This window comes from Dyadobacter sp. LHD-138 (assembly GCF_030929615.1).
In the GTDB taxonomy this organism is placed as follows: Bacteria; Bacteroidota; Bacteroidia; order Cytophagales; family Spirosomataceae; genus Dyadobacter.
In genome coordinates, this window is record NZ_JAVFVU010000014.1 from 158280 (window position 1) to 184777 (window position 26498).

Here is a 26498-nt window from a genome sequence, read left to right on the forward strand (position 1 = left end):
TTTAGATTTTGGTTGAATTGACTGCCTGCACGATTATTTTTCCAAAATCGAATTTTTCCTAAAAACCTCCGGACTCATACCCGCTTCTTTTTTAAAGAATTTGGTGAAATATGAGTTGTCGCTGAAATTAAGTTTATAGGCAATTTCGGAAACACTCAGTCCGAGATTTACCAGCAGACGTTTGGCTTCCAGGATCACCCGGGTCCGGATCACTTGGCCCGCCTGCATACCCAGGTGCTCCTTGCATAAGGCATTCAAATGGTTTGGCGTGATGTTTAATAATTCCGCATATTCGCTGGGAAGTCTGGTTTTTAGATAATTTTTTTCAATCAGTTTTTGAAAATTTCTTAAAACAGGATTTGACTGAAATGACGTGTTATGTGGTTTGTCGAGTGAAATACTTTGCTCGATTGCAATAAAGATCTGCAAAAGCAGTACACGAAGCATATCTTCTTTGAAAACCCGGTGTTGTTGCGATTGCGTGATCAGGTCCTCAAAAAGTGCCACCATCGGCTTTTGTCCGGTATCAGAGAGGTTGATGACACTGTCCGGACTGATACCGTTGAAGAAAGAAAAAGAGCTGATGTATTCGGGCCTCAATAGAAACGACTGAAAGAAATTGCCAGAAAAGTTAACCACATAACCATCCACCTGGCCTTCAAAATCCCAGGAGTGGACCTGCCCGGGGATCATAAAATAAATCTGATAGGGTCTGACATCGAAATGATTGAAGTCAATGGTGTGCCTGCCACCTCCTTCGGTGAAAAAAAGCAGGTGAAAAAAACTATGACGGTGCGGGGCAGTCAGGTTAGGATGGATGGCCAAATACTCCGCAAACCGGCTTACCATAATATCATCGTTCCGGTAAGCGGAAAGGGTACTGATATCAACTCGTGGAATATTGGTCTGCATTGTTTTCTTTGAATGGTGTTTCAAATCTAATCAGTAGCGTTGCAAAAACAGTGGTTTTTACCGAGGTTGATTAAATTATAGGCATTTTTGAATAAATCCGATAATAATATTTAACTTTTAGCTTTAAAACAACCCGCAAATACCCGTTAAGAAAATGTCCAATATCAATCTGATTATAGAAGAACGCCCGCGAAATATCGGTAATTTTATGGTAGGGCGACTGCTGCCATTTTCAGGCAAAAGGATGGTCGGGCCTTTTATTTTTATCGACCACATGGGGCCGGTCAAAATGAATGATCACCAGAACATGGATGTTCCGCCGCACCCGCATATCGGGCTTTCAACACTGACTTACCTGTTTGAAGGCAACGTCATGCACAAGGACAGTCTTGGTACAGAAATTGAAGTCACGCCCGGACAGGTTAACTGGATGACGGCCGGTGCCGGGATCGTTCATTCGGAAAGAACGCCTGAATATCTTCGCCATTCGGAAAAGGAACTTCACGGCCTGCAGATATGGGTGGCTTTGCCCAAAGCACTTGAACAAATGGAGCCTGAATTTTTCCACGCTTCTGAATTGGAATTGCCTCAATGGGAAGAAGGCGGGGTGTCGTTCAAGCTGATAGCAGGCTCTTTGATGGGGCGGAAATCTCCTGTGCCCGTGTATAGCCCTCTTTATTATCTTGAAATAAAAACGACGGAGGCAAGGGCCGTAAAAATCGGCGATGCGTTGTATGGTGAAGTCGGTTTGTATATCCTGGAGGGTAGTATTGAAGCGGAGGGAAATACGTATTTGCCCAAACAGCTTTTGGTAGCCAAGGAAACACACCTTTGCGAATTTTACATGTCTGAAAATACCACGGTTTACATTTTTGGTGGAGAGCCATTTCCCGAGGACAGGTTTATTTACTGGAATTTCGTTGCCAGCAGCCAGGAATTAATCGATAAAGCAAAAGAAAACTGGCTGACACAGCGTTTCAAGCCGGTTCCAGGGGAAACAGGTTTTGTGCCGCTTCCTCCTGAAAGTACTAATTTAAAAAGAAAATAATGGCAAAGGTATACGCAAAAATCGGTACGGTACTTTTTAGAACCGATATAAAAACGGCTACCAATAGCCTGGTAGCCGATGAGCCGGTTTCGGCCGGAGGCATGGATCTTGGTTTTTCTCCTTCGGAATTATTGGCTTCTGCTTTGGCGGCTTGCACCTGTGGGACTTTGCGGATGTACGCAAACCGGAAGGGCTGGCTGGCGCTGACTGAAATTCATGTGGAAGTGGAATTTTCAAGAGATGTTCAGCAGAATAAATCACAGATGAACCGGAAAATTGAAATCGTCGGAGATTTGAGCGAAGAACAGAAAAAACAGCTTCTCGTGATTGCCGACAAGTGTCCGATTCATAATACATTAACCCATACCATTACGATTGATACGACCCTGATCTGACCGATTCAAACGCGGTGCGGTCCCCTTTTTTTAATTTTTGCCAGAGCAATTTTATCTGTTCCATTGTTATGGAGTGGATAAAAATTGGAATTATGATTTATCCCGGTTTTATTTTTTAATTTATCCAGTAATCATCACAATTAAACTTTTGGACTACTATGAGAAGGATTTCACTGTTGATTTTGTTTTCTGTTTTATCTGTTGCGTCGTTTGCCCAGACTACCTGGAAATCTGACAAGCCGCATTCCCAGCTTAAATTTGATATTACACATCTCGGCGTTTCAACAATATCCGGCGCATTTACGGATTTTGAGGCCACAATAAAAGCGTCAAAACCGGATTTTAGTGATGCTGTTTTTACACTGAATGCTAAAACAGCGTCGATCAATACGGGTGTGGAAAAACGGAATGATCATTTAAAGTCGCCTGACTTTTTTGATGCGGCTACCAATCCTGAGCTGACTTTTAAAAGTACCGGAATGAAAAAAGTGAGTGAAGGAAAATATCAGCTATCGGGTGATCTGATGATGCACGGCGTGACAAAGCCCGTTACTTTGGATCTTTGGTATCGCGGAACCATTATAAATCAGATGAGCAAAAAACCTGTGGCAGGTTTCCGTGCGACGGGCATTGTCAAGCGTGCTGATTTTGGTATCGGGCCTAAATTCCCTGCACCGATGCTCAGTGAAGAGGTGTTGATTATTGCTGATGGAGAATTTGGTCAGGAGTAATTAGAAGGCTTTCGGTGACCGGTTTCAGAGAAGTCAACACTGGGCGTGCCCCTTTCCAAAAGTTGACTTCTCTCATTCTCTCACATAATCCACCTTCTTTTTCTGGAAACTGTAAATCAGATAAAAAAGGGCAGGGAGGATAAAAAGACTTCCAATCAGCAGGGCCATTGCCAACGCTTCAATGGTTTTTTCGTGACCGCTGTGTTCGATCAGGGAAAGATAACCTCCGTTTTTCAGAACCACAATATTGGGATAATGCCGGTATGTGGTCGTTAAGAGGATCATTGTAACTTGGAATCCGGCGAGCACGCGCAGGATATTTTTCTTCCCTTTATACAATAAATACCATAACAGAATCAGGGACAGGGTTGCTGCTGTAATGGCGATAATCCCAACGGCATTTCCAAAGACCCAGTCAATTAAAGGGATACCGTCTGCAAGTGCCGATAGAAATACCAGAACGCCACTTACAACAGCGGCGATGTTAAAGGCTTTGGCTTTGCGTTCGAATCTTATCCGGTCGTGGTCGTTATCCGTTTCACCGATAAGAAATACGGCCGCCAGGAACCCGCAAATGGCAACCGTGAACAAGCCCACGGAAATAGAAAACCAGTGAAGCCAACTGAAAATATACGCGTCCATAAAGTTACTGGCGCTCGGGTCGATATGCCCCGATACAGCACTTCCGGCAATAATACCCAGGAAAAAGGGTGTAATGAAACTTGAATAGGCGAAAATCGGATTGTAAATGTCCTGCATATCATCTTTTACCGCATCGTAATGCCGGAAGGTAAAAGCAGTACCCCGCGCAATTATTCCCCAAAGCATAACGGTCAAAGGAATGTGCAGGTTTACCGACATGGTGCTGTAAATCGTTGGAAAACCTACAAATAGTATTACGATCGCGATGATCAGCCACATGTGGTTGGCTTCCCAGATGGGTCCAATCGCCTCGTAAAGCGTTTTACGGGTTCGGATCTTATTGGCTTTGGATGTAAACAACTCAATAATGCCTGCGCCAAAATCGGCTCCGCCTAAAAGCAAATAGAGCAGAATGGATGTCCATAGATATATGATGACGACGTATAACATATCAATTTTGGGTAAGTGAAGGATGGAGTAACTGAATACGATTGCCCGAAGTCCGGATTAATGTTTTGTATCAGACGGCAGGTCGTACAATTTGCCTACCATTTTTATTTGTCTGTATAACATGAAAGTCACGATGATACCCAGGGAAACGTACATGGCGGTGAATAAGTAAAACGAATAACCAATGCCGGGCATAGGTGTTACGGCGTCAGCAGTGCGCATGACATTGTAAATGATCCAGGGCTGTCGCCCGACTTCCGTGACCGTCCAGCCAGCTTCAACGGCAATAAATCCCAAAGGCGTAGCGGCCACGAAAAGTTTGAGGAGCCAATCACTTTGAAGCCATTGTTTCTTTTTCCACAAAGCAAGAAAATAGAGCAATGCAATCGTCATCATCGTCATCCCCAGGCCGACCATGATCTGGAACGCGTAGTGTGTAATGGCCACGGGCGGATGATCTTCGGGTTTTATCTGGTCCAGTCCCGTAACCTCTTTACTGAAATCGCCATGGGCCATAAAGCTAAGCAGTCCGGGAATTTTGATGCCATAATCCACCTTTTTATTTTTCTCATCCGGAATTCCTCCGACAATAAGTCCCGCTGATTTTTCGGTGTGAAAATGGGCTTCCATCGCAGCAAGCTTGGCAGGCTGTCTTTTTGCCACATCTTTCGCGGAAATATCGCCGCTCAGCGGTTGCAGCAATGCCGCAGCACATCCAAAAATCGCGGCGATCGTAAAGGATTTGGTATGGAAATACACATTTTGCTTCCTGATGATCATAAGGGCATGCACACCGGCTACGGCAAAACCGGTAGCTGCAAAAGCGGCGATGCACATATGCAGCGCCTGTGAAAACCAGGCATCATTGAACATGGCTTTCATTGGATCCACATTCAGATACTGACCGTCTACAAAATCAAAACCCGAGGGACTGTTCATCCAGGCATTGGCCGCGACAACGAGAATCCCGGAAGCGAGTCCGCTGACACCGACAACTACGCCCGTTACCCAGTGAAACCATTTGTTAAACCGGTCCCAGCCGTAAAGAAAAAATCCCAGTGCAATGGCTTCAATAAAAAAGGCGGTACCTTCCAGAGAAAAAGGCATACCGAAAATGGGGCCAGCATGCACCATGAATCGAGGCCATAGCAAGCCCAGCTCAAAAGACAAGACAGTACCCGAAACGGCACCTGTTGCAAAGAAAATAGCAACCCCTTTGCTCCACGCTTTCGTTATATTTTTATAAACAATATTGTTTGTTTTGAGATAGTAATAATGTGCAACGGCCATAAAAAATGGCATGACCATTCCGATGCACGAGAAAATGATATGGAAGCCCAGAGAAAGGGCCATTTGAGATCTTGCTGCAATGAAATCGTCCATAGGTGAGATTCAATTATGTCAGGGAAATGAAAAATATCCGGAAGGGAAATGATCGTGTATTCTTTGTAATATTATATTTTAACTGGTCTTAAAGCTAGTGTAAAACAATAGAATCCGAATACCTCAAAGCTACTCAAGACTTTCCATAAGAACCACTTTATTAAGTAAAAATTCCAAGAATAAAATCGGGTTTTGCAGTAAGAAAAAATGATTGTTTCTTTTTTAAATGAAGCAGCAGGCATGACCGGTTATTTTGATCTTATCTGGATCGGTTTGCCAACTCATATCGTTAAAAATGTTTTGTATTAAGTATGCGGAGAATACTGATTTTAGTTTTTTTAGTTTTGACTTTTCCTGCGATTGCTCAGGTTTATCCAATTTATGTATCGCCAAAAGGCAATGATGAAAATGCCGGAACGCTTAGCAAACCGGTAAAAACATTGGAAAAGGCCTTGGCAGTTATGGATCAGTATTCAGGGAAAAAGGTCAGCATCCAGCTGTTGGCCGGAACGTACTACCTGACCGAAACGGTAAAAATAAAGCCTTCGTTGAAATCACCGTCGCAGCTCGAAATTAAGGCCTATGAAAATCAAAAGGCAGTAATCAGTGCGGGCCGTGTTTTAAAACCGGATTGGCATCATTTCCATAGCGGAATTTACAGAGCCCGCATACCGACTGATATTTCCTTTGAAAGGTTATTTGTGAACGGCACTTTACAAACCATGGCGCGTTATCCCAATAGTGATTCGACGGCCAAAATATTTAATGGCACAGCAGCGGATGCCACTTTTTACGTTCGGGTATTGACCTGGGGCAATCCATCAGGAGGATATGTCCATGGGTTGGACGAGGCACAAAATGGGAGTCTGCATTACCGGATTACAGGCGTTGACGACACGGATAATGTTGAACTGGATGGAGGCTGGCAATATAAATATCCGAGCCATATGGATGAAAAATACCGTTTTGTTGAAAACGTTTTGGGCGAGCTCGACACACCCGGGGAATGGTATCTGGATAAATCGATAAATATGTTGTATTACCATCCAAAGGCCGGTCTGGATCTGTCTAAGGCGGTTGTTGAAGTTTCCAACCTTAAAAATAGCATTGAATTAACCGGCACCGCAACGGCTCCTGTGCAAAATGTTACGTTAAAAGATCTTTGGTTTTGTCACAACGAGCGGACGTTTATGGATAGCCGCGACATATTGCCCGGAACTGACCGGGCTGTATATCGGGGCGGGGCCGTCGTTTTGGAAGGAACGGAAAACTGTAAAATCGAGGAGTGCACCTTTTCAGACCTGGGTGGTAACGCGGTTGTATTCAATAAGTATAATCGTAATGATTCTGTAACTGGTTGTCTGGTATCACATGTTGGCGCAAATGCCGTTTCATTTTTCGGTAATGCTACTGGTCTTGCTGAAAATGGGAAATCATTAAATTGCCTCGTTGAGAATAATCTTTTTCAGTATGTCGGAGTGATTGAAAAGCAGGGGGCAGGTATACATTTGAATGGAGCTGCCGGGATTGAGATCAGGCAGAATACAATTTATCATGCGCCGGGACCGGGGATTAAAGTCGAAAATACGGATGTGGAAACGTTGAAGTTTAGTCTTAACGAAATCGTAGACGAATATCGGGAAATCTTGTTTGGAGCCGGTAAAAAGGATGACTATTATGTAAAACCCGGGAGCAATGCGGGCGTGCAAAAGCAGTCGTTGAAGCGACTCCTTCCATCAGTCAAATAAACAATGTAAAATTTCAAACCCATGCGAAAAACAATACTATTGCTGCTGCTAACCGTTCACTTTCTTTACGCCCAGAAAAGGGAGACACCGGTGATTGACGATAAAGTAATCAAGGTTGATACGCTTCTTTGGAATCTTCGGGCACTGAGTAAGCCGCCGAAGTTTGAATGGTTGCGCCAGGATGGAAAGGTGCAAAGTATGTTTTACCAGGGTGTAGATTACCAGGGAAAAGCAACTCAGGTTTTTGCCTACTATTCAAATCCGGATCTGATTGCGGGTAAACCGCAGTCGAAACGCAAGTTTCCGGGTGTGGTATTATTGCATGGTGGAGGTGGTAAAGCATTCAGAGAGTGGGTTGAAAAATGGGCAGCGGAAGGTTATGCAGCGATCGCGATGGATTTTTCCGGAGCACAGAAAGATGTACGGGAATATACTTCACCCGGACCGGGGCAGTCAGATCTTGATAAGTTTGAGAAACTGGAAAAGGGGAGCAGCCTGAGGGATATGTGGACGTACCAGTCGGTGGCCAATGCAATTCGGGCACATTCTCTTTTGTTAAGCTTTCGGGAGGTTGAACAGTCGGAGACCTGTCTGACGGGGATTAGTTGGGGCGGGTATCTGACTTGTCTGGTCGGAAGTTTGGACAATCGTTTCAAAGCGGCGGCCCCGGTTTATGGCTGTGCTTTTTACGACGAATCTGACGTATTTAAGGTGTCATTAAATAAACTATCTCCGGCAACGAAGCAAAAATGGATGAAGTACTTCGATCCATCGTCCTATATGCCTTATGCAAAACCGCAGTTTTTGTTTGTTAACGGAAATAAGGATAGATTTTACAATGTTGTTCCCTATGACAAAACTTACAAGCTGATCCCGGAAAAACAGCGGTCGATGTGCCTGATCCCGGATATGAAACACAGCCATGAATGGGGTTGGGAGCCGCAGGAGATCCGGTATTTTTTTGAAAGTGTTATCCATGAGAAAAGCCCGCTTGTAAAAGTTGACTCGGTAATGGAAAAGGATTCTGTTTTGACTGTCCGATATAACGCTCCGGTTTCCTTGCGGTTGGCAGAATTTTACTACACCAATGACACAGTATCAACCAATGAAAATAGGGTTTGGCAGGTACAAAAAGCGACCATCGACAAGGATGGTAAGACTGCCGTTTGTCCGTTACCCGCGGAAGGGTTCAAATATGGTTTCTTCTATTTAAAAGACCACAGGAACGTATCGGGATCCAGTGCGTTTGTCATGCATTGAAACAAGTATTTTGGTGATTTGTTTGGATGATGATTGTGGTTATCAGGTGTGTTTCTATCACCCTTTCAGGGTTTTTCGGTTTCGAATCCGCTTAAGTGCTATAATACTGTCAACCCTGCGGGTTTGATGATTTGAGATCGTTGGTGTTTCTGTGACTCTTTCAGGTTTTTCGGTTTTCAGTCCGCTTAAGTGCTATAATACCGTCAACCCTTCGGATTTGGAAATCGCCTAAACCCGAAGGGTTGACAGTATTATAGCAATAGAAACCAATTTGCGGTCCCCAAAGCTAACCCTGAAAGGGTGATACAACGTTTTTACAGCAATGCTACTGGCTTTGCTGCTGCTGTGTTTGCTGCTCTTTTAACTTCTTTTTTACCAGATCGGCCGGGTATTTTAATGCCAGTTCACGGATTTCATAACTGAAGGCAGCGTAGGTTTCTTCCCATAATTTGGCCTCCTCTGGTGTGTAATCATAAAATCCTTTGGCGTTTGCTACACCCTTACCACCGGCTTCAACAATTTTGCTTATCAGCTCCGGAACTTCGGTACTGTTGTTTAAAGTGGGCAGCAGATCTTTCATCACGGCATGATACGCCGGAATGCCGGTAAGGTCCATCCAGCGAAAAATCCCAACGAAGGTCATAAAATAGCCGGCATTGTTCCGGCATGAACGGTCAATGTCTTCCACTGTTGCATAACCGCCTTCTACGAGACTGATGGCTTCCCGGTACATGGCGTACATCAGCCGGTTTGTGATAAAACCGGCAATATCCTTTCGAACTAAAATCGGTTCCTTACCCCAATGGGAAGATAGCTCGTACAGGAATTCACCATGGCTGATATTGCTGTCGTCTCCGCAAATGATTTCTAAAAAACGGGATGTATGGGCAGGAATTGACCAATGCAAGCCGAAAAACCTCTCGGGATGTCGTGTGAGTTTTTGCAGCGTACTGATGGGGATGGCGGATGTGTTGCTTGTCAGAACGGCATCAGAAGCAATCACCGATTCTACTTTTTGGTAAACGGCCTGCTTGATTGTGAGATCTTCCAGGGTGCTTTCAATCACAAGTTTACAGGCGAACAGATCTGAATAGTCTTCTGTAATCGTAAGGTTTTGGAGATAATATTCAGGTGTCTTTTTGATGACACCGTGTTTTAACGATTTTTCGAGATCGTCGGTGATTCTCTTTTTGGCATAAAGAAGATCGTTGGCGACCGGAGCCAACGCAACGACAGGGTGCCCTGCAATAAGCATACAAGTGACAATGCTGGACCCCATCAGGCCGAGCCCAACAACGGCAACGGGAATTTCTTTGACATTCATAAGTGGTTCAGGATTTGTAAGTTTATGCTGATCCTTAAAGGTATTCAGGAAAAGTTGTTTTGCAGAATATGAAATATGAATAATATGTCAAGGGAATAAGATTACAATGAAATAGCCATGGAATGGGTTTCCATGGCTATAAAATCGGTCGTACCGGTGGCACGGTGATATGGACAGTTTTATTTTAAGCTACAAAATCGGCGGTGCCTTTGACACCGGATATTATTGACTGAAAAGATGTCAAAATCTAATCCCGTAGGCATGACCGATCTTGTAACCGCGGATTTTAATCCCCGGCGGGACTATCAGGCTTTGGCCAGCAATTTATCCAGACGGACGACACTCTGAACCATCGATCGCACCGAGTGATAATTTACCTTCCAGGAATGGCTCATATGTTTCCAGATCGGTTCGCCCTGACGCGTAAGCAGCGGCAGCCATTCGCCAACCTGATGGTGGATCATTTTATCAAATACAAACCGGTGGGTGGCGTCATAAGCTTGCAAATACTTTTCATCGTCATAAATCCGGTAAGCATCCAGCATGCCGATCAGCACTTCTGCCTGCTGCCAGAATTCTTTTTCACGGTCATAAACAGCTCCTGCATGGGAACCTTCAACATACACACCACCAAACTCCCAGTCGATGCCGTGCGCGATCGCGTGATCGAATGATTTTAAAAGCTGCGTCTGATATGCATCGTAAGAAACACCGGCGATATCCAGCGCGTGCATCAGCAACCAGGCAAATTCAACATTATGTCCATAACTCGTGTTGTCCTCAGCAGAACTCTTTGCGCCATCTTCTGAAAAACGGTCCCATCCCCAGATGATGTCAAACTTGATCTGCGGCGCAACCGTCCAGTCTGCCCAGAATTGAGGAATTCCTGTCCCGTAAACCGGATGCATGATCTTATTGATTAGCAACTCAATGATCTCCATTAGTTTTCTCCGATGCACCTGTTTGCCGCTGGCTTCGTACAACGTGGTAAAAGCCTCCATTAGGTGCATGTGCGCGTCCAACGTTTTTCTGTCACCTCCGGCAGGGCCAGCGCCTTTCAATTCCCATTCACGGGTAAACATTTCAAAATAGCCGCCGTAATACGTATCCGCTCCATGAACCTGCAACAGATTGAATGTTTTTTCGGCATATTCAAGCCCGATGGGATCTCCCGTAGCCAGCGTGTATTCACTTAAACTGTAAATAGCGAAGCTCAGTCCGTAAACTATTTTTTCATCTATTTTTATATTTCCCTTCCGATCCATCAGCCAGTAAAACCCGCCATTTTCTTCGTCCCACATTTTATTGATCAAAAAGTCAACGCCATGTTTGGCAACAGCCGCATAGCGCCCGTCTCCATAACCTGCACGGTGCGCAGAGGAAAAAGTGAACACTGTTCTGGTTTGGGCGATCAGTGATTTTTCGTCTTCACCCGAGTCATTGCCGGCGTTATCAAAATGGGTAATAAATCCGCCGTTTTCCTTGTCAACACAGCGGGTTTCCCAAAAGGGGAGTAATTCATTCGTAAGGTGTTGGTGCGCTTCGTCGCGATACTGCTTAAGCTGTGCTACATTCATGTGCGATTAAGTGGTTTTTAGGATTTATATTTTAAAAAATAGTTAGCCGATTTTAACGGTGGTCCCGGTTTTTGCCGCCTTGTAGATCGCTTCCACAATCCGGATGTCCCGAAGTCCTTCTTCCCCCGGTACGAGCAGAGGTTTGTTTTGCATGATCGCCAGCGCGTCTTCGTCCATTTGTTTGGCCTGCTGGTTATCAATCGGGAAATTAATTTCACCCAATGTGCTGTAACCTTTGTTGCCATTATATCCCGAGAACGAGTCCATATGCAATGATCCTTTGTCGTAATTCACTTTCAGGAAATTGGTGTTAATGCCGTGACTTCCCGTACAATTGGCTACGGTTCCTCCGGGAAACTGTAACTGAAAATGGGTGATTTCGTCTGCGTCGCTGAAAATTTCGGGACGGTTCACAACATGCTGCGCCGTTACCGCCAAAGGTTCAGTGCCTGCCGCCAGACGAGCGCCTTGTAACGCATACACGCCCATATCATACATGGCCCCGCCACCCATAGCGCTTTTTACCTTCCAGTTTTCGGCACGACTTTCCTTATATCCCGCGGCACAGGAAATCAGCTGAACATTTCCAAGCGATTTTTCTTTGGCCAGACGCATATAGGCCTGGGTGTTCGGATCGTGCTGACAACGGTAACCAATGGATAAACTCCTTTTGTTATTCTGACAAGCCCTGATCATTTCCTCACATTCTTTGACATTAAGCGCCATCGGTTTTTCGCAAAAAACATGCTTTCCGGCTTTTGCTGCACGGATCACATATTCCTTATGCATGGAAGGCGGAAGCACTACATATACTACGTCAATATCGGGATTATTGGCTATCGAATCGAAGTTTTTATAATTATAAATATTTTTATCAGGAATATTGTACTTTTTCTTCCAGGTTTCGGCCTTTTCTGGTGTGCCTGTAACGATGCCAGCCAAATAGCAGTTTTTGGTTTTTTGCAGTGCCGGTGCGAGTAAATCTGTGCTGTAATAGCCAAGGCCAACCAGAGCAATGCCCAGCCGTTCTTTGGGTTTGCCCAGCGCGATACTAAACGGAGAAAAGATTGATGCGGTGATTATACCGGCGCCTGCAGTGAGAAAATCGCGGCGGGAAAAAGGATGGATGATGTCCGGAACCATAAGTTTGATTTTTTCTATTTAAGGTAAGCGAGTTTCAGAACTACTTTAAAAATAGGAAAATCAGGCAGCAAACGATAAAATAGTATCAGATTCGGCAAGATTGATTTGCAAATGCTGACACATACTTCGTAATTCGCAGATCATTACTAAATAAAGCAGACCCATGACCAACGATGAAATTGTAGAGATCCTCGAACTTACTGCCAAACTGCTTGAACTTCACGGAGCTGACCCTTTCAAAGTCAAAAGTTATGGCGTGGCCGGGTTTTATCTGGATAAATATAAGGACGGTGAACTGGCTCAGATGTCGCTGGAAGAACTCACCAAACTTCAGGGCGTTGGAAAAAGTACGGCAGCGAAAATTGTTGAGATCTCCCAGCGGGGAACCTTTAAGGAGCTTGAAGAATTGCTGGAAAATACGCCGCTTGGTGTCCTGGAAATGTTTAACATTAAAGGGATCGGTGCAAAAAAGATAGCGATTTTGTGGCGCGAGCTTGGCATAGATAATTTGCACGAACTGGAACTTGCTTGCCAGAGCGGGAAAATTGCGAAAGTGAAGGGATTTGGTGGAAGCACAGAACAAAAAATTCTGGATTCGCTGGCATTTTTGAAAGATCAGGCTGGAAAGCTGCGTATGGATAAAGCGCAGGTTATTGCTGAACTCATCGCGGAAGAACTGAAAAAAGGATATGAACAGGTTGAAATAGCGGGAGAGGTGCGGCGCAAGGCCGAAACCGTGGAAACGATCAGTGTGCTTGTTGGCACGGTTGCTCCGGCAGGTTTGCAGGATTTTGTGAATGGGATTTTGTTTCTTCTCAAAGATGAAAAACGTTCCTCTCCCTTTGTATGGAGGGGAAAAATGCAGGATGTTACGGTAGCGGTTGAAATTACGGCCGTGGCTCCGGAGAGTTTTGTGAATGAGTTATTCCTAGAAACGGCTTCCCAGCAACATCTGGGTATTTCGGGTGTTTCCGGTGAGTCGCTTTGGAGACTGGCAAAATATGAAGTTTTCGCCGATGAAGAAGCCATTTACGAAAAAGCGGGTCTGCCCTATATCGTACCGGAAATGCGTGAAGGCGCGGGCGAATTTAGCTGGTCTGAAAACCATACGCCTGACCAACTGATTACCTGGGATGATCTGAAGGGGATTTTGCACAACCACAGTACATATTCCGACGGGCAGCATTCCCTGGAACAAATGGCCTTGTTTTGCCAGGAATTAGGTTTTGAATACCTGGGCATTGCAGACCACTCGCAGACGGCCTCTTATGCGGGCGGGCTAAAGGCTGAGGACGTGTTTCGGCAGCATGAAGAAATTGCGCGTTTGAATGAACGTTTTGCGATAGGAAACCCGGAAAAACCTTTCAAAATTCTTAAAGGAATCGAGTCGGATATCTTGGGTGATGGCTCTCTGGATTATCCCAATGAAATATTGTCGAGTTTCGATTACGTGGTGGCTTCTGTGCACAGCAACCTGACGATGACTTTGGAAAAAGCAACGGCGCGTCTGTTAAAGGCGATCGAGAATCCTTATACGACCATCCTGGGCCATCCAACGGGTCGTTTATTATTATCAAGAGAGGGCTATCCGATCGATCATAAAGTAATCATAGACGCCTGCGCTGCGCATAAAGTTGTTGTGGAGATCAACGCTTCCCCCTGGCGGTTGGATCTTGACTGGCGCTGGATTTCCTACTGCATGGAAAAGGGAGTATTATTGAGTATCAATCCTGATGCGCACAAAAAAGAGGGATATTATGATATGCACTACGGCGTAGCGGTGGCCAGAAAGGGCGGGCTTACCAGAGATATGACTTTTAATGCTTTTTCTCTGGCAGAAATAGAAATGTATTTAAAAATGAAAAAAGGATAATTTAGTAATTAAACCGGGTTTTTGATGAAAATAGTTTTAGTTCTCAGCGTTATCGTAAGTTTTGTACTGATTGGGTGTAAAAAAAATGAACCAGAAATCCCTGTCAAAGAACCAGAAAAAATTACTTTTAAAGGGATCGTGAAAAGAGATGCCAAAGGGATTCCCTATTCAGAAGATGCGGATGACTGGAACTTTAAAGACAAATGGGTAGAGCAGGAGCTTAGTCTTTTTGGTAAGAGCCTGAATACAAGTTGTCAGTTGCCAGAATCTTATGGAATCATAGCTTATCCCAATCCTAGTATTGATAAGATTGCAATTCATGTCAATAAGCCAGACACAGTTCGGTTGGCGGTAAGAATTGTCGATAAAAATTTCAAGACGCTTTTGTCGAGCGATTCGCTGTATGCAAAGATTAATGTGATCGATCTGGCGAACCTGGGCATCAAGGACACGGTTCGGGTTTATTATAAATTCATGGATAAATCGTGTGAGTTTCGGGGACACGGTGATGTGGTCATTACGAAATAATTGTAGTAAAGAGCAGCCTGCGTTCTGTTTTGATACGGATGAATATTGTTTCAAACAGAACGTCGGCTACATCATCACCGGTGAAGAAGGGTTATCTGATTTCTCTTAATGAAGGATTGCTTTTGATCATCCTTTTTTCACGGACAACAGCGTTGTCTTTCAGCGATTCGCTGATAAAGGATTCGACCTGCTTTGTTGCGGCTAGCCTTGTTCCGGTTGGTGCAGGAATGCCCATCACATCCAGTGCCTTCCGAAGCAAAGTTTCATTTTCGTCACCAAATGCTTTATAAGGAATAACCACGTCTTTTACTTCATAGGTTGGCGGCATGCCGTTCACCGTTCCATAATCCGACTGGTTGTTTACATTGGCTGTTTGTCCAAGCATCACATATATACCCCATTTCCACCGGCTTTGATCGTCGCTTACCAATGATCCAAACAGGTTTTTGCCATAGGTATGCTCACCGATCGTTATTACGTCCATATACGGCCTTAAACCATTAATCACAAGCTCACTGGCGGAGGCGGTGCCATTGGAAGTTAACACAAATACACGACTAAGACTGGAACCAATATTGCTGGCTTCATCAAGAAACTTGTAATTCAGTGCGTTGGCTCCGTTTTTACCTTGCCAATAGGCGAGATACTTGTCGTTCCACTGCTCTTTGTAAAAAATCTTGGCGCTGGAAACACTTTTGCCGATCAGGGAAGCCAGTGTCTTCGCAGAACTGATATAACCTCCCGGATTAAACCTCAGGTCAAGTACCAGCTCATTAACACCCTTGCTTTTAAAATTAGCGAACACTTGCCGGAGTTCATTGTCATACTTATTGGCATCGGTGGTTGTACCGGGAATAAATTGCGTGTAGACCAGATAGCCAATTGTTTTGCCGTAAGCACTTTTAGAAATCACGCTTGAAAAAACAACGGGATCTTCGCTGATCTCAGCTTTTGTTACCGATATAGTATTTGAATTATCAGTAGTGAGTACGGTACCGTTTAACACGCCCAAAGTGAAGGTAGCAGTTTCATTGTTCCCAAAAAGGGTTGTGTAGTTACTGGTTGTGAGCTGTGTCCCATTCACCTTCATGATGATATCCCCGCGTTTCAATCCGGCGGTTTCGGCCGGACTTCCTTTCACTACATAACTGAGAAATGCAGCCAGGCTGGTTTTGCTGGCATCGGTATAAGAAAGTGTGTAATTAATGCCAAAAATTTTACTAATGCCGTTAAATTCCTTCGTTAACGCGTCAGCATCGCTGGTGATGGCTGAAAACCGGTCGGTCGTTGTACGTTGATAAATTAATTTTTCGAAATAGTCTTTTGGGTTAAGTTTACTGTCCAGGCTACTCTCCGCAGGCATATTTTTATACCAAAAATATGTGTCATTCATTACCTCATATATCCAGCTGTTGACGGTCTGGTAACTTGTACTGTCGGTAGTTTCTGTTGTTGTCGGATCGACATCCTTATCCTTACAACCTGCCAAATATATGGCAGCCACAATAAACCCAATTCTGCTGAACTTTTTTAAATTTAACATATTTAGCCAGATTAAAATTGAGTACGTTTTCTATGCATAGACTGAAAATAATTTGGAATTAACCGGATGTGCACAATAGATATTACGTCGGAATAAAATTAAGTGTGGCGTGGCAAGGGGAATTTAATTTTCAGAAACTGGAAATGCGGCGGGGTGAAGTTGACCGTTGTATAGCATAGTGGATCAATGCGGACTAGGTCATTGAACTGGTTAGGCAGGCAGATCAGGATTGATATGCAAAAAAGAAATGATAGTCGGGAAGTAACCTTAATTTTTAGGTGTTTTGAAGAAGCCCGTTTTGATGATGGCGAGGGTGGGGTGAGGGGGGAAAGAAGTCAAGTTTTTGAAACTTGACTTCTTTAGGCAAACCCTGACTTATTGAAAAAAGCAATTGAAAATCTAGATATCAGTCAGATTTTTGAAGAATTTACGGGCAATCATCGCATATTCCAAAGGATTGGCAACCGCTGGATCCTGTTCCGCTTCCAGCACAATCCATCCCTGGTAATCACTGTTTTTGATCACTTCAAACAAAGACGGGAAATCAATACAGCCTTCTTTGTCACCCGGCACGGTAAACACGCCCTGTTTTACCGCGGTTAAAAAGCTGAGCTTCTCATCATGCACGCGCTGCAAAACATTTGGACGGACATCTTTTAAATGGATATGGGCCGTTCGGCCTATGTATTTTTTCAAAGCTTCTACCGGATCTTCTCCCGCGAAATAAAAATGGCCGCAATCATAATTCAGATAAACGTTTTCAGGATCGGTTTCACGCATTAAACGATCTGTTTCGGCGATGGTTTGGATGCAGGTCCCCATGTGATGATGAAAAGCCAGTTTCATACCCCGCTGGCGCGCTATCTTGCCCAGTTCATTTAAGCCATTTGTAAACGTTTTCCATTCTGCATCGGTATTCAGCATACCTTTTCCGTCAAAAACCGGCACCGTCATTTGTCCCTGACAACTGTTTCCAACCTCTCCGCCGCCAATCACTTTGGCCCCCATTGTTTCCAGGAAATCCAGCAGTTCCGTAAAACTTTTGATATTTTCTTCTAACGACTTCGTCGTGAGTTCGTAGCTATTCCACTGGTTACAAATTTGAAGGCCGCGCAGCTCTAGGGCCTTTTTCAGCACATGGGTATCACGGGGAAATTTGTTGCCGACTTCGCAGCCGGTAAAACCGGCCAAGGCCATTTCACTAATACATTGTTCAAATGTATTTTCCCCGCCAAGCTCCGGCATATCGTCGTTGGTCCAGTTAATCGGAGCGACGCCTAATTTTATATTTTCGAAATTCATTTTGTTAGATTTTGGGAGTTGTCACAGTTTTTGGAATTCAAATGGCATAATCAAAGAAAAATCCGTTGCTGTTTTTTGTTTTTGGTATAGGTTTCAAACGCTTTTTGCACGGATGCTGACTCGGAGACTTCCGCGATCGGAACTTCCCACCAGGCATGATATCCCTTGACAGTGCGGTAAAGGCTCGTTTCGATATAAATCACCGTTGTTCTGGTATTGATTTTGGATTGTTCGAGTGCTTTTTCCAGCGAAGTTCTATCCGTCGCTTTTATCACAATGGCACCAAGACTTTCTGCATTTTTTGCCAGATCAACGGGAAGGAAATCGCCCGACAGCTGCCCGGAATTTTCATCCCGGTAGTTGTACATCGTACCAAAGCGCTCGCTTCCGATACTTTCTGAAAGTCCGCCGATACTGGCGTAACCGTTATTGTTCAAAAGTAAAATGGTGAATTTTACGCCTTCCTGAATTGACGTGACAATCTCATGGTTATTCATCAAATAGCCGCCGTCTCCGCAGATCACGTAAATGTCACGGGATGGATCGGCCATTTTTGCGCCCAGTCCGGCAGCGATTTCATAACCCATACAAGAGAAGCCATATTCGAGGTGGAAATTCTTGGAATCCGTCGCCCGCCAAAGTTTGTGCAAATCTCCCGGAGCGCTTCCCGATGCGTTAATCATTACATCGCGACGGCCCATAAAGTTGTTCAATGTCCCAATTACAATAGCCTGATCAATAGGAGGAACAGTGCTGTTGCCGTCTTTGTAAATTTGGGTAACTTCGTTGTCCCAGGCCTGGTTGTAATCTGCTATTTTCCTGCGGTAGTTTTGATCTACTTCAAAATCACCGAGCAAAGTGGAAAGCTCTTCCAAAATCACTTTTGCATCACCAATGACGGGCAGCGCGGCGTGTTTGAAGGCGTCAAATTCGCTGATGTTAATGTTTATAAATTTAACGTCAGGGTTTTTGAATATTGATTTTGAGGCCGTTGTGAAGTCACTGTAACGTGTTCCTATGCCAATCACGACGTCGGCTTCATTGGCAATTTCGATGGCATATTTGGTACCCGTTGCACCCAGTCCCCCAATACTGTAAGGTTCGTCAAATTTTACGGCCCCCTTTCCGGCAAATGTTTCACCAACGGGTATGCCTGTTTTTGTGGCAAAATCATGTAAAATATCATCCGCACCGCTGTAAATAGCACCGCCTCCGGCAACGATCACTGGATTCTTCGATGCACGAATCCATTCCACTGCCTTATGCAAGATCGGCAGATCTGGTCGTGGGCGACCCACATGCCAAACCCTCTTTTTGAACAATTCTTCAGGGAAATCGTAGGCGTGCGTTTGAACATCCTGCGGCATGGAAAGCGTTACAGCGCCCATTTCGGCCTGTGAGGTAAGCACGCGCATAACCTCGGGCAATGAAAAAATCAGCTGTTCAGGCCGGTTAATGCGGTCCCAGTATTTAGAGACAGGTTTAAAACAATCGTTAACAGATATATCCTGCGTCGAAGCACTTTCCAATTGCTGTAAAACTGGGTTTGGCTCTCTTGTGGCAAAGATATCTCCTGGTAAAAGCAAAACGGGCAGGCGGTTGATCGTTGCCAACGCGGCACCGGTAATCATATTGGTAGCGCCCGGACCAATCGAAGTCGTGCAAACGAAGGCTCCAAGACGGTTTTTAACTTTGGCATAAGCCACCGCGGTGTGCACCATGGATTGCTCATTCCGGCATTGATAGTAGCGAAAATCAGGATTTTGCTGTAAGGCCTGGCCCAGTCCGGCCACGTTTCCATGTCCGAATATTCCGAAACACCCGCCAAAGTAAGGTTTTTCAATACCATCGCGTTCGATGTATTGATTTTTTAGAAATGTTATGGTAGCCTGGGCTACTGTTAATCTTCTGGTCATGGTTTAAGGGAATATTTTGATGATTTTAAGAAGTGTAGGATAAGAGGGAATTTATTGTATTGACAAATATTGCGGTGCGCTGCACCTTTGGATAATTGCGGATACCGCAGGCCTTCTACAAATATTTTGGTGCTCTGCACCGCTCATTATCTGGTGCAGAGCACCAAAATATTTGTAGGAGATGTAACGTTTTTGATCCACAAGGTGCGGAGCACCGTAATAATTAAATGCTTTGTTATTTTTAAATGTAATATTTTAATCAATCTAATTCAAAAACTCATCTGCCTTCCCAACACACCCGAACAATTCAAATTTCTGCAACATAAAACGCTTATATTCTTCCATGAAAATCTTTCCAGGCGTCGTAGGAGCAAATTCATCCGGATGATCCCGGAAAAATTCCCGGTTCACCATCGTCCATAACAAACGCGTATCGGTGGCAATGTTTATCTTGCAAATTCCCAATGGAATCGCTCTCAAAATTTCGTCTTCCTGAACCCCTTTGGCATCCGTTTTGAGATTACCGCCGGCCGCGTTGATACGTTTGACAACTTCGATACTGACGTTGGAACCACCATGCAGGACGAGCGGAAAACCCGGTAACCGTTTTTGTATTTCTTCCAGAATGTGAAATTGCAGACCCTGTCCGCCGGAAAATTTGTAAGCTCCGTGACTGGTACCGACGGCAATCGCCAGGCTATCGCAACCCGTAGCCTTCACAAAATCGACTACCTGCTGAGGATTGGTATACGACGAATGTTCGGCGTCGACGGTTAAATCATCTTCAACGCCGGCTAAAACGCCCAGTTCCGCCTCTACACTGATATTTTTGGCATGAGCCTTTTCAACTACTTCCCTGGTTCTCTGAACATTTTTATCAAAATGATCATGAGAAGCATCAATCATCACTGACGTGTAGCCACCGCTTGCAATCGCATCCCAGATATGTTCTTCAACGCCATGGTCGACATGCACGGCAAATACGGTTTTGGGATATAATCTCGATGCCGATTGAATCATCGAAAGCAGCATATCCGCTTTGGCATAATCTCTGGCAAACGGCGTTGTCTGAACAATAAAAGGTGCGTTGGCCTCCTGAGCCGCTGCGAATAAGCCATGTATTTCTTCCATGAAAAATACGTTCACCGCAGGAATGGCGTAGCGGCCGTAGCATTTTTGAAAGAGTTCTTTGGTTGTTAAAAGCATAATAATTTGGTTGGTAACCGGCCGAGCAAATCATCCAGCCGGTTTGGTGTTACCAGAACACACAATATAAAGCGCCGAGTATGCCACAGATAAGAATAGAACAGATCAGGAATCCGGTACTCACTTTGAACATAGAAGCTTCGATTTCAAGCCCTTTCGGATTGTTTTTGCTTTTTGGATCAGCGAGCGTGACCAGAACAATAACGGCTATAAGAATCAGGAAAATAATGCCCATACGATCCAGAAACGGTATTTCGGAATACCAGAACTTGAATGCCGTTGATAGCGGAATCGTTAACAAAGCCGCAACCAAAGCTGCATTTCCTGTCGTTCTCTTCCAGAAAAAACCAAGAAAGAAAATCGCGAAAACCCCTGGTGTAATAAAACTTGAATATTCCTGAATAAACTGATAGGCCTGTTCCAAAACCCGAAGTTGTGGTGCAATGATGGCGGCGATACCCATCGCAACCCAGATTGCAACCCGTCCGACACGAATCAGATGTTTTTCGCTCGCATCCGGTTTGATGTATTCCTTGTAAATATCAAGCGTGAAAATCGTTGAAATACTGTTCGCTTTTCCAGCCAGCGAAGCGACAATAGCCGCCGTCAACGCCGCAAAAGCCATTCCTTTTAGTCCCGAAGGAAGCAGATCCAGTAAAACCGGATAAGCGTGGTCAGGTTTCACAACGCCGTTGGCGTCAAGCATTTCAGTTTGAAACATGCCGTTCTGAAAAAGAACATAAGCGGCAATCCCCGGAAGCACCACTATGATTGGAATAATCAGTTTTAAACTGGCTGCGAATAAAATCCCTTTTCTGGCAACAGGCAAACTAGCGCCCAATGTGCGTTGAATAATATATTGATTACAACCCCAGTAATTCAGGTTATTCACCCACATGGCCCCGATGATCACGGAAAGTCCCGGCAGATCCTTAAAATAAGGATTATCCTTCTTCAAAATCATGTGAAAATGCGGTTCCGCCTGCGTTCTCAAAGTGCCGAATGCGCTGAAAACGTTCGGATTCCCAAAGTGTTTGGCAACGAGATCCATAGCCAGGTAAGTGGTAACCAGACCGCCCGCGATTAATACAACCACCTGAATTACGTCAGTATAGCCAATCACTTTCATACCGCCAACCGTGATGATGATGGCAAAAACAGCCAGCGCAGCGATGGCCCACGTAAAGTCTATTCCCGCCGTTACTTCAAGCGCCAAAGCGCCCAGATAAAGAATTGAAGTCAGGTTAACGAAAACATACAAAAGCAGCCAGAAAATAGCCATTGTTGTAGCAACCACAGGATTATACCGTTGTCTCAAAAACTGAGGCATCGTATAGATCTTGTTTTTCAAATAAATCGGTACAAAGAAAATAGCGACAACGATCAGCGTGGCGGCCGACATCCATTCATAGGAGGCAATAGCCAGACCGATTGCGAAACCAGATCCGGACATACCGATAAAGTGCTCTGCCGAAATATTGGAAGCAATAAGCGATGCTCCGATGGCCCAGAATGTCAAAGAACCTTCTGCTAAAAAGTAATCGGTTGAACTCGTTTCCTTGTTTGATTTCTTTTTATAAATCCAAAATCCGTACGAGGAGACAGCAATAAAATAGATGAAAAATACGACGTAATCAAGCGAATGCAGACCTTGTTTCATGGGGTTGTTTTAGGGTATAATCTTCTTACACCAATGTATGACTCATAACTTCTTCCAATTTTACGGGCCTTCCTTCCTGCAAAGATTTCATGGCTGCAATACCAATTGCCGTCGCCATTAATCCGTCGTGGGCGTCCACAGGGGAAGGAGTGTCATTGAGTACACAATTAACGAATGATTTCAGACAAACCCGGTATGCCGTTTCATATCTTTCAAGGAAAAAATGAAGGGGAAGTGATACATGGCCGCCATTGCTGTCGAAATGTACCAGATTGTCAGCCGTATTGTTCTCCGCTTTCGCCATACCTTTTGACCCGAAAATTTCCAGTCGCTGATCATAACCATACACGGCTTTACGACTGTTGTCGATCACCCCGATGGCTCCGTTTTCAAAGGTCAGAACGATAACGGCGGTATCAATATCGCCGAATTCTTTTATTTCAGGGTTAATGAGCGCATCTCCTTTCACAAAAACTTCGGTCACCTCGCTGCCGACAATGTAGCGCGCCATATCAAAATCATGAATAGACATATCAAGGAAAATTCCCCCGGAAGTCTTCAGGTATTCGATTGGCGGCGGTCCCGGGTCACGGCTGGTAATGCGCAGGATTTGCGGATCTCCGATTTTATCGTCAGAAACGATGTTACGAACGTTGGAAAAGTTGGTATCGAAGCGACGGTTAAAACCGAGCATTAATTTTACACCGTTATCGCTTACCGCTTTTTGAGCTGCATAAATGGCATCCAGCGTTACATCCAGCGGTTTTTCGCAAAATACATGCTTTTTCTGATTGGCCGCAGCTACCGTGTACGGAACGTGAAATGGCGTAGGAGAACAGATAATCACCGCTTCTACATCCGGGTGATTAATGACGTCAAAAGCATCTGTGGTAACCGTTTGCACACCCAGATTCTTGGCGAAAGCGTGAGATTCAGGAGAAAGGTCCGAGGCAATAACAACTTCCGCGCCGGGAATGTGGTGTAGCAGATTGCTGAGGTGTATCTGTCCGATACGTCCCAGTCCAATCACGCCGATTTTGAGTTTCTTTGACATGTCTTTTAGGTTTTAGCGGTTGGCTATTAGCCGCGCGGCGGGCCGCTGTTAGCCAATCCGAGCTTGGTTTGTTTCTTAATTATTTCGTTACAGTTTGAATGTCCTTATGAGCCGGAAAGGCTAATCCCTAACGGCTTATAGCTAACAGCTTACATCAGAATTTCCTGTTCCATTCTTTCAGCCAGCGCTCGATCACCACTTTGGTTTGGGTGAAAAATTCGACAGCGTGGTTTCCTTGCCCGTGCAAGTCTCCGTAAAAACTGTCTTTCCAGCCTGAGAATGGGAATTGGGCAACAGGTGCGGCTACACCGATGTTGATACCAATATTTCCGGCTTCGGCTTCGTGACGGAATTTACGCGCGTTTAAACCACTGCTTGTGAAAATACACGCCATGTTTCCATACCTTCCGGAATTGATAAAGCGGATTGCTTCTTCGATCGTATTGATGTGGACAAGGCTCAAAACCGGCCCGAAAATCTCGGTCGCTGCCAATTCTCCGTCCAATGGAATATCTTCGATGATGGTCGGTTCAATAAAGTTTCCGTTTTCAAAACCGGGAACGTTCGCGTTACGGCCATCTACGAGTAATCTTCCGCCTTCGCTCAAACCTTTTTCGATCAGATGGTTGACACGGTTTTTACTTTCTGCCGTAATCACCGGCCCCATTTGCACGTCACTTTCAAGTCCGTAACCGGTTTTACGGTTTTTGGCAGAAGCAACCAGGCTTTCGGTAATGTCCTTATGTTCACCCACCGTGATAATGGTAGAAGCAGCCAGACAACGTTGGCCCGCGCAACCGTAAACACTGTCGATAACAATTTGGGTGGTCATGTCGATATCGGCATCCGGCAGTACAATAACCGGGTTTTTAGCACCGCCTTGCGCTTGAACACGTTTGCCATGCGCTGCACCTTTGGAATACACGTACTTGGCAACGTTGGAAGAACCCACAAAACTGATTCCTTTGATAACCGGGTGTTCCAAAAGGGCGTCAACCACTTCTCTTCCACCTTGCACCAGATTCAGTACGCCTTTCGGAAGATCAAGTTTCTCCATCAGCGCGACGATTTTGGTCATTGTCAATGGTACTTTTTCCGAAGGTTTAATGATGTAACTGTTCCCGCAAGCCAGTGCATAAGGCAAAAACCAGAAAGTGATCATACCCGGAAAGTTGAATGGAGCGATGCTGGCACAGGGGCCAAGCGGCTGGCGGATCATGTATTCATCGATGCCTTTCGCGATATCCTCTGAAAACTCACCCTGCATCAAAGCAGGCATTCCACAGGCATTTTCGACGTTTTCGATGGCGCGTACCATTTCAGCTTTCGCTTCCAGAAAAGTCTTTCCGGACTCAAGCGTAATCGTTTTAGCGATATCGTCGATGTTATCTTCCAGCAAAGTTTTTAGTTTGAAAAGATACTGAACGCGTTTTGAGACCGGCGTGCTTCTCCATTCCTGAAACCCTTCGTGTGCAGCCGTAGCGGCGTCAGCAACGTCCCTGGCATTACCTGTCGGAACCTGTGCTAAAACTTCCTGCGATGCCGGGTTTAAAACATTCGTAAAACTGTCCAAATGACTATCAACCCACTGTCCGTTAATATAATTCTGTAACTTTTCCATATTATTGGTTGTTAAACGCAGAGTTCAGGGAGTTTTCCGCTGAGTTGCGCTGTTTTTTAATTCATTTAATAGTTAAAAACAAAAAGCTCAGCGTAACTCTGCGCAAAACTCCCTTACCTCTGCGTTTAAACTAAAATCCGCCTCGGCTTTCTACAAACTCAGTTACTTCTGCATACGTGGGCATGAAGTTGGCGCAGCCTTCTCTTGTTACGATGATCGCACCGCAGGCATTTCCCATTCTGACGCTTTTAAACAACTCCCATCCATTCAATAGACCGTATGAGAAACCGGCGCAGAACGCGTCTCCGGCACCTAAGACGTTTAATACTTCGACGGGAAATCCGGGTACTTTCACTTCTTCTTTTCCAGGCTGGAAAATGGAAGCACCGTCTTTTCCACGTTTCACCACCAAAGTTTCCACACCCGATTTCAGGATTTCCTGAATGGCCGTATCAATATTTCCGCGGATTTCGGGCGCTGAGATTTGCTGATGTTTTATTAAAAGCTGTTCTTTATCGGTTAAATAGGTTGCCAGGATTTCTTCTTCTGTACCTACCACAATCGTGAAATTGTTCAAGGCAGCGCGTAACGTCACACCAAAGGCTCTTGGATCATCCCACTGGTCGGCTCTGAAATCAATATCCAGAAGGGTGGTCAGCTTATTCTTTTTCGCTAATTCCAGCGCATAAAACATCGCAGTCCGGCTCGGGTCTTTGCTGAAAGCAGTTCCTGAAAATGCCACCGCTTTGAATTTTTCAAATGGAATGGCATTAACATGGTCGATGTTGAGATTGATGTCGGCACAATGCTCACGGTAATAAACGAGCGGAAACTTGTCAGGTGGCTCAATACCGAGGATTACAGCCGAACTTCGCGTCCCCTCAATCGTTGGAATAAACGCTGTCGATATTCCTTCGTCGTTTAAAAAATGTTTGATAAAATTACCCACCTGATCGTTACCGATGCCGGTAAGAATGGCGGTATTAAGTCCAAGTCGCTGTGCTCCGGTTGCAATGTTCAGCGGACAGCCACCTACAAATGCATTAAAAGCACTTATTTTCTCAAACGGGCTGCCAATATTGGCCGAGTACAGGTCAATGGAGGAGCGCCCGATGGTTAAGAGGTCATGTTGAGGCATTGAATAAATAATTTAGCCGGATTAATCTTAAAATTTGAAGAAAC

21 protein-coding genes are annotated in these 26498 nt (G+C 44.8%); 7 read left to right on the forward strand and 14 right to left on the reverse strand.

The genetic code is table 11. The features are described from left to right. Positions 1 to 33: 33 nt before the first annotated feature. Positions 34 to 912, reverse strand: a complete 879-nt coding sequence (locus tag RB622_RS12960) for a helix-turn-helix transcriptional regulator (protein WP_308046983.1) — start codon at positions 910 to 912, stop codon at positions 34 to 36. A 154-nt stretch (positions 913 to 1066) separates the two neighbouring features. On the opposite strand from RB622_RS12960, the gene RB622_RS12965 reads away from it, so the two are divergent. From RB622_RS12965 to RB622_RS12975, 3 genes are all read left to right on the forward strand, one after another. Then, entirely contained in the window at positions 1067 to 1960 is an 894-nt protein-coding gene (locus RB622_RS12965; protein WP_308046984.1) for a pirin family protein, read from the forward strand. Next, on the forward strand, positions 1960 to 2355 hold the full coding sequence (locus RB622_RS12970; RefSeq protein ID WP_308046985.1) for an OsmC family protein: 396 nt from the start codon (positions 1960 to 1962) through the stop codon (positions 2353 to 2355). Before RB622_RS12965 ends, RB622_RS12970 begins: the two co-directional genes overlap by 1 nt. A gap of 158 nt (positions 2356 to 2513) precedes the next feature. Continuing rightward, a complete protein-coding gene (locus RB622_RS12975; protein ID WP_308046986.1) occupies positions 2514 to 3086 on the forward strand; it encodes a YceI family protein in 573 nt (190 codons plus the stop codon). A gap of 72 nt (positions 3087 to 3158) precedes the next feature. Here the strand turns inward: RB622_RS12975 and RB622_RS12980 are convergent, their stop codons facing one another. Continuing rightward, positions 3159 to 4178 (reverse strand): cytochrome d ubiquinol oxidase subunit II, encoded by a 1020-nt coding sequence (locus tag RB622_RS12980; protein ID WP_308046987.1) that lies wholly within the window; start codon positions 4176 to 4178, stop codon positions 3159 to 3161. 57 nt (positions 4179 to 4235) lie between these two features. Next, positions 4236 to 5561, reverse strand: a complete 1326-nt coding sequence (locus RB622_RS12985; RefSeq protein ID WP_308046988.1) for a cytochrome ubiquinol oxidase subunit I — start codon at positions 5559 to 5561, stop codon at positions 4236 to 4238. Positions 5562 to 5872: 311 nt separating this feature from the next. Between RB622_RS12985 and RB622_RS12990 the strand changes: the two genes are divergently transcribed. Together RB622_RS12990 and RB622_RS12995 are read left to right on the forward strand one after the other, a co-directional pair. Continuing rightward, positions 5873 to 7309: a right-handed parallel beta-helix repeat-containing protein gene (locus tag RB622_RS12990; RefSeq protein WP_308046989.1), complete on the forward strand. Its 1437-nt coding sequence runs from the start codon at positions 5873 to 5875 to the stop codon at positions 7307 to 7309. 21 nt (positions 7310 to 7330) lie between these two features. Further along, positions 7331 to 8569: an acetylxylan esterase gene (locus RB622_RS12995; RefSeq protein ID WP_308046990.1), complete on the forward strand. Its 1239-nt coding sequence runs from the start codon at positions 7331 to 7333 to the stop codon at positions 8567 to 8569. A gap of 325 nt (positions 8570 to 8894) precedes the next feature. On the opposite strand, the gene RB622_RS13000 is transcribed toward RB622_RS12995, so the two are convergent. The 3 genes from RB622_RS13000 to RB622_RS13010 form a co-directional block, all read right to left on the reverse strand. Next, entirely contained in the window at positions 8895 to 9893 is a 999-nt protein-coding gene (locus RB622_RS13000) for a 3-hydroxyacyl-CoA dehydrogenase family protein (protein ID WP_308046991.1), read from the reverse strand. Positions 9894 to 10198: 305 nt separating this feature from the next. Further along, complete coding sequence (locus tag RB622_RS13005) at positions 10199 to 11470, reverse strand: AGE family epimerase/isomerase (RefSeq protein ID WP_308046992.1); 1272 nt, start codon at positions 11468 to 11470, stop codon at positions 10199 to 10201. Between the two features lie 42 nt (positions 11471 to 11512). Further along, positions 11513 to 12613 (reverse strand): Gfo/Idh/MocA family oxidoreductase, encoded by a 1101-nt coding sequence (locus RB622_RS13010; RefSeq protein WP_308046993.1) that lies wholly within the window; start codon positions 12611 to 12613, stop codon positions 11513 to 11515. Positions 12614 to 12776: 163 nt separating this feature from the next. Here RB622_RS13010 and RB622_RS13015 point away from each other — a divergent pair, with 163 nt between their 5' ends. After that, complete coding sequence (locus RB622_RS13015) at positions 12777 to 14486, forward strand: helix-hairpin-helix domain-containing protein (RefSeq protein WP_308046994.1); 1710 nt, start codon at positions 12777 to 12779, stop codon at positions 14484 to 14486. A 24-nt stretch (positions 14487 to 14510) separates the two neighbouring features. Continuing rightward, positions 14511 to 15014, forward strand: a complete 504-nt coding sequence (locus RB622_RS13020; RefSeq protein ID WP_308046995.1) for a hypothetical protein — start codon at positions 14511 to 14513, stop codon at positions 15012 to 15014. A 91-nt stretch (positions 15015 to 15105) separates the two neighbouring features. Here RB622_RS13020 and RB622_RS13025 read toward each other — a convergent pair whose 3' ends face one another. The 8 genes from RB622_RS13025 to iolC all read right to left on the reverse strand — a co-directional run bounded on the left by RB622_RS13025 (position 15106) and on the right by iolC (position 26454). Continuing rightward, positions 15106 to 16557, reverse strand: a complete 1452-nt coding sequence (locus tag RB622_RS13025; protein ID WP_308046996.1) for a S41 family peptidase — start codon at positions 16555 to 16557, stop codon at positions 15106 to 15108. A 399-nt stretch (positions 16558 to 16956) separates the two neighbouring features. Continuing rightward, positions 16957 to 17859: a myo-inosose-2 dehydratase gene (gene iolE / locus RB622_RS13030; protein WP_308046997.1), complete on the reverse strand. Its 903-nt coding sequence runs from the start codon at positions 17857 to 17859 to the stop codon at positions 16957 to 16959. Between the two features lie 50 nt (positions 17860 to 17909). Next, positions 17910 to 19775, reverse strand: a complete 1866-nt coding sequence (gene iolD, locus RB622_RS13035) for a 3D-(3,5/4)-trihydroxycyclohexane-1,2-dione acylhydrolase (decyclizing) (protein ID WP_308046998.1) — start codon at positions 19773 to 19775, stop codon at positions 17910 to 17912. Positions 19776 to 20039: 264 nt separating this feature from the next. Next, positions 20040 to 20981, reverse strand: a complete 942-nt coding sequence (locus RB622_RS13040; RefSeq protein ID WP_308046999.1) for a class II fructose-bisphosphate aldolase — start codon at positions 20979 to 20981, stop codon at positions 20040 to 20042. A 49-nt stretch (positions 20982 to 21030) separates the two neighbouring features. Beyond that, entirely contained in the window at positions 21031 to 22641 is a 1611-nt protein-coding gene (locus tag RB622_RS13045; protein WP_308047000.1) for a sodium/sugar symporter, read from the reverse strand. Between the two features lie 25 nt (positions 22642 to 22666). Continuing rightward, on the reverse strand, positions 22667 to 23695 hold the full coding sequence (gene iolG / locus RB622_RS13050) for an inositol 2-dehydrogenase (RefSeq protein WP_308047001.1): 1029 nt from the start codon (positions 23693 to 23695) through the stop codon (positions 22667 to 22669). 154 nt (positions 23696 to 23849) lie between these two features. After that, complete coding sequence (locus tag RB622_RS13055) at positions 23850 to 25316, reverse strand: CoA-acylating methylmalonate-semialdehyde dehydrogenase (protein ID WP_308047002.1); 1467 nt, start codon at positions 25314 to 25316, stop codon at positions 23850 to 23852. A 130-nt stretch (positions 25317 to 25446) separates the two neighbouring features. Then, positions 25447 to 26454, reverse strand: a complete 1008-nt coding sequence (gene iolC / locus RB622_RS13060) for a 5-dehydro-2-deoxygluconokinase (RefSeq protein ID WP_308047003.1) — start codon at positions 26452 to 26454, stop codon at positions 25447 to 25449. Positions 26455 to 26498 lie beyond the last annotated feature (44 nt).

Excerpts from the sequence above, each read along its gene's own strand:
- RB622_RS13000 (WP_308046991.1), bottom strand. The coding sequence starts at position 9,893 with ATGAATGTCAAAGAAATTCCCGTTGCCGTTGTTGGGCTCGGCCTGATG.
- RB622_RS13040 (WP_308046999.1), bottom strand. The coding sequence starts at position 20,981 with ATGCTTTTAACAACCAAAGAACTCTTTCAAAAATGCTACGGCCGCTAC.
- iolE (WP_308046997.1), bottom strand. The coding sequence starts at position 17,859 with ATGAATTTCGAAAATATAAAATTAGGCGTCGCTCCGATTAACTGGACC.
- RB622_RS13015 (WP_308046994.1), top strand. The coding sequence starts at position 12,777 with ATGACCAACGATGAAATTGTAGAGATCCTCGAACTTACTGCCAAACTG.
- RB622_RS12990 (WP_308046989.1), top strand. The coding sequence starts at position 5,873 with ATGCGGAGAATACTGATTTTAGTTTTTTTAGTTTTGACTTTTCCTGCG.
- RB622_RS12960 (WP_308046983.1), bottom strand. The coding sequence starts at position 912 with ATGCAGACCAATATTCCACGAGTTGATATCAGTACCCTTTCCGCTTAC.
- RB622_RS12970 (WP_308046985.1), top strand. The coding sequence starts at position 1,960 with ATGGCAAAGGTATACGCAAAAATCGGTACGGTACTTTTTAGAACCGAT.
- RB622_RS13020 (WP_308046995.1), top strand. The coding sequence starts at position 14,511 with ATGAAAATAGTTTTAGTTCTCAGCGTTATCGTAAGTTTTGTACTGATT.
- RB622_RS13055 (WP_308047002.1), bottom strand. The coding sequence starts at position 25,316 with ATGGAAAAGTTACAGAATTATATTAACGGACAGTGGGTTGATAGTCAT.
- RB622_RS12980 (WP_308046987.1), bottom strand. The coding sequence starts at position 4,178 with ATGTTATACGTCGTCATCATATATCTATGGACATCCATTCTGCTCTAT.
- iolG (WP_308047001.1), bottom strand. The coding sequence starts at position 23,695 with ATGTCAAAGAAACTCAAAATCGGCGTGATTGGACTGGGACGTATCGGA.
- RB622_RS13010 (WP_308046993.1), bottom strand. The coding sequence starts at position 12,613 with ATGGTTCCGGACATCATCCATCCTTTTTCCCGCCGCGATTTTCTCACT.
- RB622_RS12965 (WP_308046984.1), top strand. The coding sequence starts at position 1,067 with ATGTCCAATATCAATCTGATTATAGAAGAACGCCCGCGAAATATCGGT.
- RB622_RS12995 (WP_308046990.1), top strand. The coding sequence starts at position 7,331 with ATGCGAAAAACAATACTATTGCTGCTGCTAACCGTTCACTTTCTTTAC.
- RB622_RS12975 (WP_308046986.1), top strand. The coding sequence starts at position 2,514 with ATGAGAAGGATTTCACTGTTGATTTTGTTTTCTGTTTTATCTGTTGCG.
- RB622_RS13025 (WP_308046996.1), bottom strand. The coding sequence starts at position 16,557 with ATGTTAAATTTAAAAAAGTTCAGCAGAATTGGGTTTATTGTGGCTGCC.
- RB622_RS13005 (WP_308046992.1), bottom strand. The coding sequence starts at position 11,470 with ATGAATGTAGCACAGCTTAAGCAGTATCGCGACGAAGCGCACCAACAC.
- RB622_RS12985 (WP_308046988.1), bottom strand. The coding sequence starts at position 5,561 with ATGGACGATTTCATTGCAGCAAGATCTCAAATGGCCCTTTCTCTGGGC.
- iolD (WP_308046998.1), bottom strand. The coding sequence starts at position 19,775 with ATGACCAGAAGATTAACAGTAGCCCAGGCTACCATAACATTTCTAAAA.
- RB622_RS13045 (WP_308047000.1), bottom strand. The coding sequence starts at position 22,641 with ATGAAACAAGGTCTGCATTCGCTTGATTACGTCGTATTTTTCATCTAT.
- iolC (WP_308047003.1), bottom strand. The coding sequence starts at position 26,454 with ATGCCTCAACATGACCTCTTAACCATCGGGCGCTCCTCCATTGACCTG.